Raw genomic sequence first — 13345 nt, 5'->3', positions numbered from 1 at the left:
GGTGTTTTGTTGCCTTACTTACCTTACCTAGCTAGAGTACCCGCTTCTCTTGAGCTTCGGCTAGGAGCAAGGTTTTTTCGATGGGCACTACCCCTACTTGCTCGCATACTAAGCCCCCACCCAGGTTAGCCAACGCGGCCGTTGTGGGAGCTGGCAAGCCCAGCGCCACGCACAGAGCCGCAATACTGATGACCGTATCGCCGGCGCCCGATACATCGGAGATGCTGCGCAGGTGGGCCGGAATGTAGGTAGGCTTCCTTTCGCTGTTCTCCACGAAAACGCCGCGTTCCGAAAGCGTCACGAGCACAATTTCGGGGGTGAGTACCTCCCGCAGCCGCGCTACCGCCGCTTCAAACTGGGGCCGGTCGGCGTCATTATCGCCAAACTCCAGCTTCAGTCCTTCGCGTAGCTCCTTCAAATTGGGTTTGAAAAGCGTACAGTTCCGATACGCCAGGAAGTTCTTTTTCTTGGGGTCAACGACGGTTGGAATGCCCTGCTGGCGGGCTAGCTGAACGAAGTGCTGAATGCTGGTTTCATTGAGGACGCCTTTATCATAATCCTCAAAAATCACTACGTCGGCGCGAGACAGAAGCTGTTCAAACCGGGCCGTGAGGCCCGCATTTTCCTCGCCGTTGAGGTCTGTTTCCACCTCCGAATCGATGCGTAGGAGTTGCTGACCATGGGCGAGAATGCGCTGCTTCACGGTGGTAGGCCGGTAGCCGGAGCGCACAATGCCCTCGGCCGATAAGCCGGTGGCATGCAGTAGTTCCACTAGCTGGTCGCCGCCCTGGTCCTCTCCTATCACGGCGCACAGCAATGGGGTAGCTCCCAGAGCCTGTACGTTCAGAGCTACGTTGGCGGCCCCACCCAGGCGCTGCTCGGTGCGGCTTACATTTACTACCGGCACCGGCGCTTCGGGTGAGAGGCGGGTGGCCTTGCCCCACACGTAGGCATCCATCATCACATCGCCCACAATCAGGACGGTGAGGCGGTCGAAGGCAGCAAAAAGTTCGGGCAGAGAAGCGGGCGGTACGGCGGCAACGGGCATTACGGCGAAATCAGGGGGTATGAGCCGCAAAGGTAGGTAGTATGCCAATAGTGCAACGCTCCGGCCGCAGACACAAGCCTTGGCCCCAACAGCTCTGCCCGACGCGGGGCGGCTGAGCCGGGGCTTTTGCTACGTGTTCTGCGCCGGAGCGCTGTTACTACGTCTGGGTGGGCGTGCTTGCCCACGCGTTTAAACCAGTTTCAGGAGGCTGGCTTTAATGCGAATAAACGCCTCCCGCAGCTTTTCGTCGGCGGCGGCGGTGCTGAAACGAATGCAGTTGGGTGCTCCGAAGGCCCCACCGTCTACTGCCGCTACATGGGCATCATTGAGAATGAACAACGCCAGCTCGGCGGCCGATGTAATGGTGCTGCCATCGGGGGTCTGCTTGCCGAAGTACCCCGTAACATCGGGAAAAATGTAGAAGGCGCCGCTAGGCGTGGGCGTGCGGAAGCCGGGCACGTCTTGCACCAGTTCCAGCACTAGGTCGCGACGGCGACGGTAGGCGGCTACCATTTCGTCGGCGGAGGTGCGCCCGCCTTGCAGGGCGGCCAAGGCACCGCGCTGGGCTACGGAGCAGGTGCCAGAGGTAATCTGGCTTTGCATCTTTTCACAAGCTGAAGCAATTTCTTTGCGAGCCGCCAGGTAGCCCACGCGCCAGCCCGTCATGGCATAGCCCTTCGAGAAGCCATTGACCGTGATTACGCGGTCTTTGATGTCGGAGAACTGCGCAATGCTCACGTGCTCGCCCACGAAGTTGATGTACTCATAGATTTCGTCGGCTAGCACATGCACCTGCGGATGGCGGGCCACTACCTCCGCAATGTCGGCCAGCTCTTCACGCGAGAACACCGAGCCCGTAGGATTACAGGGCGAAGAATACATGATGAGCTTGGTGCGGGGCGTAATGGCAGCTTCTAGTTCGGCGGCCGTCACTTTAAAGTCGTTTTCCAGAGAGCCCATCAACGGTACGGGCGTACCTTCGGCTAGCTTCACCATCTCCTCGTAGCTCACCCAGTAGGGCGCAAACACGATAACCTCGTCGCCGGGGTTGACCATGCTCATCACCACGTTGGCCAACGACTGCTTGGCCCCGGTGCTCACCACAATATTTTCGGGCTTGTAGTCTAGCTGGTTGTCGCGCTGCAGCTTGTCGCAGATGGCTTGGCGCAGGTCGAGGTAGCCGGGTACGGGCGTGTAGAACGTGAAACCTTCGTCAAGCGCCTTCTTGGCGGCGTCTTTGATATACTGCGGGGTCTGGAAGTCGGGTTCGCCAAAGCTTAGGTTGATAACATCTAAGCCTTGGGCGGCCAGCTCGCGGGCTTTTTTGGCCATGGCAATTGTCTGCGACTCCTGCATGGCATTGATACGATCGGACAGAACAGACGGCGCGAGGGTAGAAACTGCGGACATGAACGGTAGAGGTGATGGAAAGCGTAAAAGTACAGAAGGCACCAAACTCGGCCAGCCCACTGGGGCAGACCGAAGTGGTAAGGAACGCAAAAGATTCGGCACCGCCCAATCTAACATCCTACGCTTTTACGTTCTCTAACGCCCAGCTACGCCCACGTATCATCCCGAGGGTCAGCGCCTAGCCGTCTGTGCGGCCCAGGCACCGGAAGCAGCGGAGCAGCAGCCGCAGGTCCATGCTTGGCTCGTAGTCTTTCGCATAAAGTAGCTCCAGGCGCCGCCGAGTGGCATCAGTAAGCGGGGCGGCTGAGCGCGCCGCATCGGCCGGCGACAGGATGGCCTGTGCCACCCGCCGAGGGGCGGCAGCGTAGCGCAAGCCCACCCAGGTGCGCGAGCCACCTAGTACCCGCAGGCAGTTGCGAAGAAACTCTCCTTTGTGAGTCTGCAACCACACGAGTACCGGCGAAGCCAGCAGTAGGAACAGACTGGTCAGGATGTCGAGCACGCGCTTGTTGCGGACCTGCTGGGGCCGAAACAGATTGAGCGTAATATCCAGCGTGTAGTAGTCGCCGGGCGAGTTTTTGCCGGAGCTACCAATGATGTACTCACTGTCTTGGGGTAGGATTTTGTACGCTACCGGCGGGTGCTGGGGCAACGATACCATTAGGCCAATAATTTGGCTGGCGGGAAGGTCGCGCCCGCAAAAAATCAACTCATCCAGCTGGTAGATGCGGATAATATCATCGAGCTGGCGTACCTCACCCAGCACATCATCGGCGGGCGGCGCAGCACTCCCGTTTGGTTCGATGTAGCCAATGATGCGGGCCGGTACGGCGGCGTGTTCCAGCAAATGACGCACCCGCTGGCTTTCCTGCTGGGAGCCAACGATGCCCACGTTTTTCTGGTGCCGATCTGCCAGGCGAAAAGTGCGGTGCCTGATAAGGTTAGCCAGTTCGCGCCGGAGCAGCAAAGCCGCTACCGCCCACACTGCTCCCAGCACAATGAGGGCCTTGGAAAAGCGCCACGGGTCCAGGAAGTTGCTGACGGCCGATATTAGCACCGTGCCCACAAAGATGCCCCGCACAATACGGCTGGTGCGGATGGGCTTGTCGTAGGCCCCACTGAAAAAGCACGAAATCAACCATACTGCCACGTATACCGGCACGGCCACTTCCATGTACTTATCGGGGTAGGGCGCGCGTACGTACCGATGGTTCTGCTCCCAATACGTTTTGAGAAAATACATACCTCCGTACACCAGCGCACCATCAAGTAGGGCGGGTGCCACCTGCACCAGTAGGCGCTCTATTACCGCCGCGCCGGCTCGCAGCCAAATAGCGAGGTTAATCAGAATGCGGAAAGTGCCCGCTCGCCCGGGGGCAAAGTGCTTCTGAGCGAAGATGACCATGGCCCGGTAGAACACGAAAACGTAGTTTACGCTCGTGCGCTTGGTGCTTTCTCCTTTGTAGTGGATAATGCGCGTACCCGGGTAATAGTAGTTTTTCCAGCCGGCCTGCGTAAGTCGATACGACAGGTCAATGTCCTCGCCGTACATAAAGTAGTCCTCATCCAGCAGGCCTACTTGGTCGAGGGCTTCCCGACGCATCAGCATAAAAGCGCCGCTTAGCACCTCTATCTGGTGGGTTTGCTCCTTATTGAGGTAGCCTAAGTGGTAGCGCCCAAAGCGCCGCGACGTTGGAAACAGCTGGGCTAGGCCAAATATCTTGTAAAACGCCACCCAGGGCGTAGGCAGGCCCCGCTTGCTTTCCGGCAGGAACTGGCCCTGCCCATCAAGCATCTTCACGCCCAGCCCTCCCGCGTCGGGGTGGGCTTCCATAAACTCGCAGCACAGCCGGAAGGTATCTTCCTCTACCACCGTGTCGGGGTTGAGTAGAAGCACGTACTTGCCCCGCGCCCGGCGCAGCGCTTGGTTATTGGCGCGAGAAAAGCCAGGGTTGTTTTTATTTTCGATAAGATGAACCTCCGGAAACCGGCTGTGCACCATTACCACCGAGCCGTCCACCGAGTTGTTGTCAACCACGAACACCTCCACGGGCTGCCCTAGCTTTTCTACTGCTCGCTGCACCGAAAGTAGCGCCTGCTCTAGAAAGTAGCAGACGTTGTAATTGACGATGACGACCGAGAGCGTAATGGAGGACGGCACAGGTACAGGCGGGGAAGGGCCACGAAAGGTAACAACGATTGACCGAACGAAGAATCACACAACCGGACGGGTTACTACCTCAGCAGTACAATCGCCTTGCATTCTCTTAGAAACAGTGCATACGATATAAAAAAGCCCCTCAGATTCCGTCCGAGAGGCTTTTTTAAGAAAATGTTAAGTTCCTGGCGGGCGCCGCAAACGCCTACCGAGCCTGACGTTGGCGCTCCACAATGCTGCGGCCCAGCGTAATTTCGTCGGCGTACTCTAGCTCGCCGCCCATGGGGATACCGCGGGCAATAGTGCTGACGTGCACCTGGGGAATATCCCGCAGCTTGCGCGAGAGGTAGAAGGCCGTCGTGTCGCCTTCCATAGTGGGGCTGATGGCCAAAATAACCTCCCGAATCTCGGACCCGTCCTTAGTCACACGCTCTACCAGCGAGTCGATGGTCAGGTCGCCAGGGCCGATGCCTTCAATGGGGGAAATCACACCGCCCAGCACGTGGTAGGTGCCTTGGTATTGGGCCGTATTTTCGATGGCAATAACATCGCGAATGTCCGATACTACGCAAACCGTGCTTTGGTCGCGAAGCTGGTTGGCGCAGATACTGCACTCGGCCGTATCAGAGATGTTGTGGCAGGTGTCGCAGTAGCGAATTTCAAAACGCATCTTCGCCAAGGCTTCGGCCAGGGAGGCAGTAGTATCCGTCTCGGCCTTAAGCAAATGCAGAGCCAGTCGTAGCGCGGTTTTCTTGCCCACGCCCGGCAGCTTTGCCAGCTCGCCCACGGCGTTTTCTATGAGTTTGGAAGGGAATTCCATTCAGATCGAGAAGTAGTAAAAAAAGCGTGTCATCCGGGCCGCACAACGGACAGTAATGGACCTATTGTGTAACAACAACTGGCCCGTGATAAGTCCTTTTGGTGCGCCGGATGACAGATTTTTTCGGCCTAGTATGGCTTACATTACGTCGGCGGAGATGCCCCGGTCGTGAATGGCGGTACACATGTCAGCCAGCTCATCGTAGGAGCCATGCTTTACGGTGCACTGGCCTTTGTAATGGATGAGCAACGTGCACTGCTCGGCCTGCTCAGGCTCATGCCCGCACACATCAATGAGGGTGCGAATTACGTGTTCGAAGGTGTTGATATCATCGTTGTACACGATGAGGTCGCGCACGTCAATAGTTTCTTCCAGGAGCAGAACGTCCTCGTCGTACTCGATTTGCGGGTTGCTGTTCATGGTGCAAAAATACGGAAAAAATGGGCGAAAAACCGGGTTTACTAGCCTCAATAAACTTGGTATAACTACTTGATTGGCAGAATTGTTTCGCACTTAGCGAGTAAAAAAACCAGCCATTGGGCGGCGGTAGTAGCCGGTGGTTTGCGGGCGGCGGCTGGGCGCATGGCATCCAGATTCTGCTGTAGATTCGGCTTTCGTTTCCCCTACCCTTCTCCTTTTCATGCTTCACTTTATTTCTCGCTTGCGGGTACTCCCACTGCTAGCCGTGGTGGTGCTGACGCACCTACCCGCCCGCGCCCAGCAGCAACTGCTGACCATGGAAGATGCCTTCCTCAACCGCAGCCTGCAACCCCAGAGTCTGCGGCAGCTTTCCTGGATTCCGGGTTCTGCTGATGATTTCAGCTACCTGCGTATTGAAGGCGGGCACGATGAACTGGTACGCGGCACAAATAGTGGCCAGACCAAGGCCATCATGACGCTAGCTGAGCTTAGCCAAGCCTTGCAAACGGCCGGCGCCCCCGCCGTGAAGGCCACGGCGTTTCCGGTAGTAACGTGGAGCGCCGCGAATAGCTTCCAAATCACTCGCGCTGGTACGGTGTACCGCGTGGACGCCGCCACCAAGCAAGCCGCCGCCCTGTTTGGGTATGCTACCGATGCTGAAAATGTGGACCTGGACCCCAGCGGAACCCGCGTAGCCTACACCAAAGACCAGAACCTGTACATCTCGTTGGCGGGCCGTGAAAATGAAGCGGTGACGCAGGAAGCTACCCCCAGCATTGTGAACGGGCAGGCGGCTCACCGCTCGGAGTTCGGCATCACGAAAGGTACTTTCTGGAGCTCTACCGGCACTAAGCTGGCCTACTACCGCATGGACCAGACCATGGTAACGGATTATCCGCTGGTTGATATTTCCACTGCTCCGGCGCAGGCAAAGCCATTCAAGTACCCAATGGCCGGCGACAAAAGCCACGAGGTAACGGTGGGCGTGTATGACCTGAACTCGCGCAAAACGGTGTTTTTACAGACCGGCGAACCCAAGGAGCAATACCTTACTAATATCAGTTGGAGCCCCAACGAGAAGTCGGTGTATGTAGCCGTGCTAAACCGCAACCAAGACCACCTGAAGCTAAACCAGTATGACGCAACCACCGGCGCTTTGGTAAAGACGTTGTTCGAGGAAAAGTCAGACCACGATTTTGTGGAGCCCTTGCACCCGCTCACCTTCGTACCGGGCCACCCTGACCAGTTCATTTGGCGCAGCCAGCGCGATGGGTACGAGCACCTGTACCTGTACAGCACCAGTGGCAAGCTGTTGCGCCAGCTTACGAAAGGCAGCTGGCAAATCACGGACCTGTTAGGCTTTGCCGATAAAAACCGGGAGGTAGTGTTTCAGAGCACGGCGGCTGGCCCTTTGCAGCGGCAGCTATATGCCGTGAAGCTCAGCGGCGGGAAGCCCCGCCAACTCAGCCAAGGCCAGGGCACCCATACCGCCACACTCAGCCCCAGCGGCACCTACCTACTCGACACGTACAGCAGTACTACCACGCCGCGCATCATCCGCACGGTACGCGTGGCTGATGGTAAGCCCGCGCAAACGCTGCTTACGGCGCCAAACCCGCTTACAGGCTACCAGTTGGGCGAAACCAAGCTCGTCACCATCAAGGCCGCCGACGGTAGCACTACCCTCTACGGGCGCCTCACTACGCCGCCCAACTTCGATGCCAGCAAGAAATATCCTACCGTAGTATACCTCTACGGCGGCCCGCACGTGCAGCTCGTCACGGATTCGTGGCTGGGTGGCGGCAACCTCTGGATGCAGCTGATGGCGCAGAAAGGCTACGTTGTGTTTACCGTCGATTCGCGTGGGAGCGGCAACCGGGGTTCGGCGTTCGAGCGGGCCACGTTCCGGCAGCTCGGCACCGTAGAAATGGCCGACCAGCTTGCGGGAGTTGAATACCTGAAGAGCTTGTCCTACGTAGACCAGGCCCGCATGGGCATCCACGGTTGGAGCTTTGGCGGTTTCATGACTACCACCCTGATGACGCGCAGCCCCGGCACCTTTAAAGTAGGCGTGGGTGGCGGTCCGGTTATCGACTGGCGCCTGTACGAAATCATGTATACGGAGCGCTACATGGATACGCCCCAGCAAAACCCCGAAGGTTACGAAAAAGCCAACCTGTTCAACTACGTAGACAAGCTGCAAGGCAAGCTCCTACTCATCCACGGCACCGTAGATGACGTGGTAGTGTGGCAGCACAGCCTCGACTACCTCAAAACTGCCGTCGATAAAGGCATCCAACTCGACTACTTCGTGTACCCCGGCCACCCGCACAATGTAGGCGGCAAAGACCGGGTGCACCTCTACAACAAGATTACCCAATACTTCGACGAGAAGCTGTAGCCTTTTTTCCGGAATGAAACATCCCCGGCCTCCTATCTATCCAAGGATGAGAACCAACCGTCAGCCGTAAACGCGGGCCGCAGCTGCTGAGCTGCGGCCCGCGTGCTTTTATGCCGCGCGCTTAGAGCATATATTTTCAGGTAGCGGAGTAGATATTCGAGTACTCCCAGACCAGCAGTGACTAGATCAAATAGAACAGCAATACCACCAAAAATTGCGTAGCTGCGTTTCTTGCTTACTTGTAGCCTACCTCTGCCTTTTCTTGTATGCCCGTACCGTCCGCCGAATTCAAACGTGCTCTGAAGCATCTATCCGACAAAGAGAAGGAAGCCTTGCTTCTGCGCGCTGCCCGTCGTGATGCAGAGCTCTACGACACGCTTTGTTTTGAGCTGCTACCTGACGTAACAACGGAAACCGTGTTTGAGCAGGCTTCCGATCAGATTCACGAGCTATTTGCCGTGGGCGCCACGGGGCGCCTCCTCAACCGCAGCCTTACCAAGGCCCTGGGTAAAGCCACCAAGGAAGTAGCCAAGGCCCGCCGCATCACCAAGGATAAACGCCTGGAAATAGACCTGAACCTTTACACCTTGCGCCACATCTTCGAGAACTACACCGGGCAGTTTGAGAGTGTGTACGCCGGTTTCTACACCAGCACGGCCCGTTTGGCGGCCCGCACCACTCAGCTTGTGCTTCAGAACTTGCACGAAGACCTCTGGCTGGAGTACAAGCCGGAGCTAGACGACTTTCTCGCCCAGCTCCACGCGCGCGCCAAGAGTCGTAGTCTTAAGTTTGAGCTGCCACGGGAGCTTGTGCTGCCAGATTAGTAGTTTATTGCGGGCAAAACTTGCTCCATGCTTATTTCTCGCAGTACCGCTATTCTTATCCTAGTCAGCAGCCTAGGGGCTTGCTCTGAAAGCTCCACCCAGCGCCCAGCAGCTACATCAGCGAAAGCACTGCCAGATACGGCGGCCGTTCGCAAAGCTGCCCGCGAGTACCGGGTGCACTACAATGCGCCCGTAAGCTTAGACAGCACTGATTTTTATTACCAGCCGATTTCGGTGGTGCCATTAGACCAGACCGTCCGCAGTCGTATCCTGTCCAGCAGTTCCTACGGCAGCGAATACGATGAGACCAGCAGCAACATTGAAGGCACCTGCTACAACGTACTGTTCTTTCAGAAATCGACCTTACAGGAGCACGCGTTGCTTTCGCACGGGCGCTTCGTCATTTCCGAAATTGACACCTACATCAAACCGGATGCCCGGTGGCCTTACCTGTTCTACACCATTATCAAGGCGGACACAAACGCCGATGGCAGCCAGAACGAGGAAGATGCCAGCGCCCTGTTTACGTCCGACCGGAGCGGGCAGCAACTCCACCAGCTTACACCCGACGGCACGCATCTGGAAAATCGCCTGATACTGCCCAAAACCAATGTTCTGCTCGTAGAAGTAAAACCCGATGTCAATCAAGACCGCGAGTTCACGCATGCCGACGGCACGTATTGGCTCCGATTTGACTTGCGGAATCTTGCCAATCCACCACAACGGCAGCCGGCTGCTTCGTTAACTAAGCAACTACAGCAGCAGATGCTTGACCGCCAGAGTCGGCTAGCGCAATAGGGCACTCCCTTTCCCACCCACAAAAAAGCCCCGCTGGATCACCAGCGGGGCTTTTCGATTGCAAGCGCAACCAGGCTTTAGCCTACGTGCTTACTTGGCGATTACGTTGAAGCTCAGCGTGAAGTCATCATTGATGGCTTTGTCGCCGATACCGTCGAAGAATGACTTCGAGCCATACTTGATGTCAAACTTAGTACGGTCAACGGTAGCGGTACCGCTAGCGGCGGCTACACCACCCTTCACGCCCACTTTGGCGGGGAAGGTAATGCTGTTGGTTTTGCCTTTGATGGTCAGGTCGCCGGTGATGTTGGCGTTGTTAGCACCAGCAGCGGCACCTTTAATGTAGGCTACTTTCGTGATTTTGAAGGTAGCGGTAGGATAAGCAGACACGCCGAAGAAGTCGTCGGACGTAATGTGACCCATGAACTTGGTGTTCGTTTCGGCGTCCTTGATGTCGGTAGCTTGATGGTCTTCATGTCAACCATCACGGTGCCACCTACTAGCTGGTTGCCACGCACCAGCAAATCACCGCCTGAGAACTGTACGGTACCGTTATGACCGTGCGTTACGGCTTTGCCATCCCAGCCCAGGGTGCTGAGTTGGGGCTGCACTTTGTAGGTTTTGTCGGCCACTTTCGTGGTGCCAGCGGCTTTCGTAGCTACGGGTTGGCCAGCGTATACAGGAGCAGCCAGCAGAGCAGTGGCCAGCAGAGCTGGCAGAATCATTTTTTTCATGGTTGAAAAAAGCAGTGAAAGCAAAAGAATGGGTAAGGGAGAGTAAGCGAGAGGCGAGATTAGTCGCGAATTTTATCCAGAAGATCACTCAGGTGCGTGGCTTCCTCAGCGGTGAGGTTATTCACCCCGAGCTGCTGTTGCTTCATTACTTCGTCTAGGCGCCCCAGCAGGGCTAGTCCTTCCTCAGTAATGCGAATATCCACGGCCCGGCGGTTGCTTGGGCACACAATGCGGGTCACCAGTAGCTTGGCTTCTAGCTTGTCCACAATGCGGGAAGCATTGCTGGTTTTGTCCAGCATCCGCTCAATCAGCAGGTTTACAGTAGCCGGCTTGGGGTGCTGCCCACGCAGAATGCGCAGCACGTTAAACTGGGGCAGCGTGAGACCGAATTCTTTGAACGTAGCGCTTTGGCGCTGCTGCAGCCATCCAGCCGTGTATACCAGATTGATATAGGCTTTCTGATATTGGTCTAGGAAAGTACGTTGCTTGATTTCGTCTTCGATTTTCATGTAAGCCAGCACAAAGTCATGCGGAATGATGCTGCAAATATATGTACATACATTTAATGTTGCGACACACGTTCCACTTATTTCTATCTTTTTCGTTTCCGCTTGAGCTAGACCATTTGGCCCCTACCTCCGTATGTCTACTTCAACTCCCATTTTCTTACACCCATGAAACGCATTTTGCTTCCTGCTGCGGCCCTTTTTGCCAGTCTGGCACTGGCATCAACCGCTACCGCCCAAACCGCTACGCCAGCCGCAGCTACTTCGGTTAGTTCAGAGCGCTACCTCATGCAGAATGGTCAGGTAGTATTGATGCAAGGAGGCCGCCCTTCCGCTATTAGCAAAAATGTAGTGCTGCGTAACGGCACTAAAATTAATTATAAAAGCGGAATTGTGGAGCTTCCTGGTGGCAAGATGACGACGCTGAAAGAGGGTGACTATGTGCGCCCCGACGGAGGAATTGTATTTGCTACCCCCAGCAGCGCAGCCCAGGCGCGGGGCGACAACTCTGTACCCACTTCCGCCCAGTTTGATAAGTACGTAGACACCCGACCAACTCCTAACTCCTCCGCCGACGTAGAAGCCCGGCTTACCGTGCTGAACAACAAGATTACCCTCATGGGCGAGAAGATTCAGTTGCTGAACCAGAAAATCAGCCTGCTGAGCACCAATGCTCAACGCCCTACCGATACCAGCCAGCTCGACCAGCAGATTAAGGACCTTGACGCGAAGCTGAAGTAGTTTTTTGATTGCCCTATCAGGCAGCATCCCCTTCGTACACGCCTCCTGCTGAGGGCACACGCAGCTACCTACTAATGCAGTGGGCACCACGCGCGGCCCCCACCAGGAGGCGTTGCTGTACTACTCTTCTAAGATGTCGGCTTGTGCTTGGTCGCGGTAGGCCCTAGCCCGGTATGCCAACGGCGACAGCCCTGTATGCTTGCGGAAGAACCGGGTGAAGTAGCTGGAATCGGCGAATTGTAAGGTATAGGCAATTTCAGAGATGGAGGAAGATGTATACACCAAGTGGTTGTGCGCCCGCCGAACCGTGTTGGCATTTACAATTTCCAGCGCCGATTTTCCTTTTACCGCTTGGCAAATCCGGTTTAAGTGTACCGAAGTGATATTAAGCTCCCGGGCATACTCCACAATTTTTTTCTCGAAGGGAGCTGCCCGCGCCACGCTTTTCTGAAACTCGTGGAAGTAGTGCAGGTTGCGGTTAGAGCTGCTGTCGGCCTGGCGTTGCTTGTGCTTCAGCAGCCGAAACAGCTTCACGAATAGCAACTTGAAATAGCCATTCAGGGCAAGTTGTCTTTCCGGCAAATGAGAGTGCATTTCCGCGTGAATATGCCGCTCTAGGCTAAGTAGCTCCGCAAAGCTTTCTTCCTCCGTGAAGGCCGACAGCACGTGTAGGCTGTTGAGCTCAATCAAAATAGAAGGGCTAACCTGCAAAATAGTGTCTAGGAGGGCTTCGGCCACCGTAAGGGAGCGGCCTTTTACCTGAGGGCTAAACGTGAAGCCGTGCACCACCCGCGCCGGAATGAGCACCACGCAAGGCGTAGACAATTCTACGGGTTCCACGTCGGCGTCAAGGGTAGCCTTACCAGCTTCCAAGAAGAACAGTTGGTACAAGTTGTCGTGCACGTGTGGCTTAAGGCCCCAGTTAGTTGCCCGGCTGCGTGGAGCAATGAGCTGGCTGTAGATGTAGCTGTGCGAAACCTGAGCCTTATCGTCGCCATATAACCCGTTATAATGAGCAATATCCTTGTGCATAGCGGAGCGGTACTACGGGTGTGAAAGAAAGCCACTGACGTAGGCGAATGTAATAGAGAAGGTGATTAGTCCGTCAGAGGGAATTGACCAAATGTTTCATTTGTCCTAGCAATAGGCCAAAACATCTTACTCTGCTCAGCAGTGCACCAGTAGCTTTGTAGTACCACTTAGCACTGTTCATACAAGAGCGTAACAGTAGCTTCCCTAAGCAGTATTTTTTGACATGTTTTATTTGTCTGCCTATTTCCACAGGCAGAGCTGGAAAAGCTATGTCTCGCTCATTCGCTCTATTTCTTGGATGGTGCTAATTCCGAAGTCGGTTTCCCATTCCTTTTTTCCTTCCCAACCCCTATCCTATGGTTACCCCCGATAACCGCCTCGCGTCGTTAGGCTTTGCGCCTGGCGTCTCTGCCCACCTAAACCTGCCGCCCGCCGCCCTCGTTGAGCACGCCC

13 protein-coding genes are annotated in these 13345 nt (G+C 56.0%); 4 read left to right on the top strand and 9 right to left on the bottom strand.

Annotation, left to right across the window (positions count from 1 at the left end):
- Positions 1 to 31 precede the first annotated feature (31 nt).
- The 5 genes from VI25_RS12935 to VI25_RS12915 all read right to left on the bottom strand — a co-directional run bounded on the left by VI25_RS12935 (position 32) and on the right by VI25_RS12915 (position 5856).
- The gene (locus VI25_RS12935) at positions 32 to 1048 is read right to left on the bottom strand and encodes a bifunctional heptose 7-phosphate kinase/heptose 1-phosphate adenyltransferase (RefSeq protein ID WP_045688325.1); all 1017 of its coding nucleotides are present in this window, start codon (positions 1046 to 1048) and stop codon (positions 32 to 34) included.
- A 189-nt stretch (positions 1049 to 1237) separates the two neighbouring features.
- On the bottom strand, positions 1238 to 2458 hold the full coding sequence (locus VI25_RS12930; RefSeq protein ID WP_045688324.1) for a pyridoxal phosphate-dependent aminotransferase: 1221 nt from the start codon (positions 2456 to 2458) through the stop codon (positions 1238 to 1240).
- Between the two features lie 178 nt (positions 2459 to 2636).
- Positions 2637 to 4619 carry a glycosyltransferase family 2 protein gene (locus VI25_RS12925; RefSeq protein ID WP_201783296.1) on the bottom strand — a complete coding sequence of 661 codons (1983 nt, stop codon included), beginning with the start codon at positions 4617 to 4619 and terminating at the stop codon, positions 2637 to 2639.
- A 202-nt stretch (positions 4620 to 4821) separates the two neighbouring features.
- Positions 4822 to 5436: a recombination mediator RecR gene (gene recR / locus VI25_RS12920; protein WP_045688323.1), complete on the bottom strand. Its 615-nt coding sequence runs from the start codon at positions 5434 to 5436 to the stop codon at positions 4822 to 4824.
- 138 nt (positions 5437 to 5574) lie between these two features.
- Positions 5575 to 5856, bottom strand: a complete 282-nt coding sequence (locus VI25_RS12915) for an ATP-dependent Clp protease adaptor ClpS (RefSeq protein WP_045688322.1) — start codon at positions 5854 to 5856, stop codon at positions 5575 to 5577.
- 220 nt (positions 5857 to 6076) lie between these two features.
- Between VI25_RS12915 and VI25_RS12910 the strand changes: the two genes are divergently transcribed.
- The 3 genes from VI25_RS12910 (at position 6077) to VI25_RS12900 (ending at position 9879) form a co-directional block, all read left to right on the top strand.
- The gene (locus VI25_RS12910) at positions 6077 to 8257 is read left to right on the top strand and encodes a S9 family peptidase (RefSeq protein ID WP_072144821.1); all 2181 of its coding nucleotides are present in this window, start codon (positions 6077 to 6079) and stop codon (positions 8255 to 8257) included.
- A 266-nt stretch (positions 8258 to 8523) separates the two neighbouring features.
- The gene (locus VI25_RS12905; RefSeq protein ID WP_045688321.1) at positions 8524 to 9081 is read left to right on the top strand and encodes a hypothetical protein; all 558 of its coding nucleotides are present in this window, start codon (positions 8524 to 8526) and stop codon (positions 9079 to 9081) included.
- Between the two features lie 27 nt (positions 9082 to 9108).
- Positions 9109 to 9879, top strand: a complete 771-nt coding sequence (locus VI25_RS12900; RefSeq protein WP_045688320.1) for a hypothetical protein — start codon at positions 9109 to 9111, stop codon at positions 9877 to 9879.
- 90 nt (positions 9880 to 9969) lie between these two features.
- Here VI25_RS12900 and VI25_RS26905 read toward each other — a convergent pair whose 3' ends face one another.
- Genes VI25_RS26905 through VI25_RS12885 form a run of 3 tightly spaced genes read right to left on the bottom strand, consistent with a single transcriptional unit; the run spans position 9970 to position 11122 of the window.
- Complete coding sequence (locus tag VI25_RS26905) at positions 9970 to 10302, bottom strand: YceI family protein (RefSeq protein ID WP_055562554.1); 333 nt, start codon at positions 10300 to 10302, stop codon at positions 9970 to 9972.
- The gene (locus VI25_RS26900) at positions 10227 to 10613 is read right to left on the bottom strand and encodes a hypothetical protein (protein ID WP_236705041.1); all 387 of its coding nucleotides are present in this window, start codon (positions 10611 to 10613) and stop codon (positions 10227 to 10229) included. Before VI25_RS26900 ends, VI25_RS26905 begins: the two co-directional genes overlap by 76 nt.
- A 59-nt stretch (positions 10614 to 10672) precedes the next feature.
- Positions 10673 to 11122, bottom strand: coding sequence for a MarR family winged helix-turn-helix transcriptional regulator (locus VI25_RS12885; RefSeq protein WP_045688318.1), 450 nt, complete (start codon positions 11120 to 11122; stop codon positions 10673 to 10675).
- Positions 11123 to 11287: 165 nt separating this feature from the next.
- Between VI25_RS12885 and VI25_RS12880 the strand changes: the two genes are divergently transcribed.
- Positions 11288 to 11860 (top strand): DUF6799 domain-containing protein, encoded by a 573-nt coding sequence (locus VI25_RS12880; RefSeq protein WP_045688317.1) that lies wholly within the window; start codon positions 11288 to 11290, stop codon positions 11858 to 11860.
- 120 nt (positions 11861 to 11980) lie between these two features.
- On the opposite strand, the gene VI25_RS12875 is transcribed toward VI25_RS12880, so the two are convergent.
- Entirely contained in the window at positions 11981 to 12892 is a 912-nt protein-coding gene (locus VI25_RS12875; protein WP_045688316.1) for an AraC family transcriptional regulator, read from the bottom strand.
- Between the last annotated feature and the right edge of the window lie 453 nt (positions 12893 to 13345).

The sequence above is a fragment of the Hymenobacter sp. AT01-02 genome, from assembly GCF_000961955.2.
In the GTDB taxonomy this organism is placed as follows: Bacteria; Bacteroidota; Bacteroidia; order Cytophagales; family Hymenobacteraceae; genus Hymenobacter; species Hymenobacter mucosus.
Note: the sequence above shows the minus strand (reverse complement) of the source record. Positions and strands in the feature narration are given on the sequence as shown.

What these genes read in the sequence shown, in the direction of transcription:
- VI25_RS12900 (WP_045688320.1), top strand. Translation starts at nt 9,109, where the DNA reads ATGCTTATTTCTCGCAGTACCGCTATTCTTATCCTAGTCAGCAGCCTA.
- VI25_RS12905 (WP_045688321.1), top strand. Translation starts at nt 8,524, where the DNA reads ATGCCCGTACCGTCCGCCGAATTCAAACGTGCTCTGAAGCATCTATCC.
- VI25_RS12910 (WP_072144821.1), top strand. Translation starts at nt 6,077, where the DNA reads ATGCTTCACTTTATTTCTCGCTTGCGGGTACTCCCACTGCTAGCCGTG.
- VI25_RS12885 (WP_045688318.1), bottom strand. Translation starts at nt 11,122, where the DNA reads ATGAAAATCGAAGACGAAATCAAGCAACGTACTTTCCTAGACCAATAT.
- VI25_RS12915 (WP_045688322.1), bottom strand. Translation starts at nt 5,856, where the DNA reads ATGAACAGCAACCCGCAAATCGAGTACGACGAGGACGTTCTGCTCCTG.
- VI25_RS26905 (WP_055562554.1), bottom strand. Translation starts at nt 10,302, where the DNA reads ATGGGTCACATTACGTCCGACGACTTCTTCGGCGTGTCTGCTTATCCT.
- VI25_RS12930 (WP_045688324.1), bottom strand. Translation starts at nt 2,458, where the DNA reads ATGTCCGCAGTTTCTACCCTCGCGCCGTCTGTTCTGTCCGATCGTATC.
- VI25_RS12880 (WP_045688317.1), top strand. Translation starts at nt 11,288, where the DNA reads ATGAAACGCATTTTGCTTCCTGCTGCGGCCCTTTTTGCCAGTCTGGCA.
- VI25_RS26900 (WP_236705041.1), bottom strand. Translation starts at nt 10,613, where the DNA reads ATGAAAAAAATGATTCTGCCAGCTCTGCTGGCCACTGCTCTGCTGGCT.
- VI25_RS12875 (WP_045688316.1), bottom strand. Translation starts at nt 12,892, where the DNA reads ATGCACAAGGATATTGCTCATTATAACGGGTTATATGGCGACGATAAG.
- VI25_RS12935 (WP_045688325.1), bottom strand. Translation starts at nt 1,048, where the DNA reads ATGCCCGTTGCCGCCGTACCGCCCGCTTCTCTGCCCGAACTTTTTGCT.
- recR (WP_045688323.1), bottom strand. Translation starts at nt 5,436, where the DNA reads ATGGAATTCCCTTCCAAACTCATAGAAAACGCCGTGGGCGAGCTGGCA.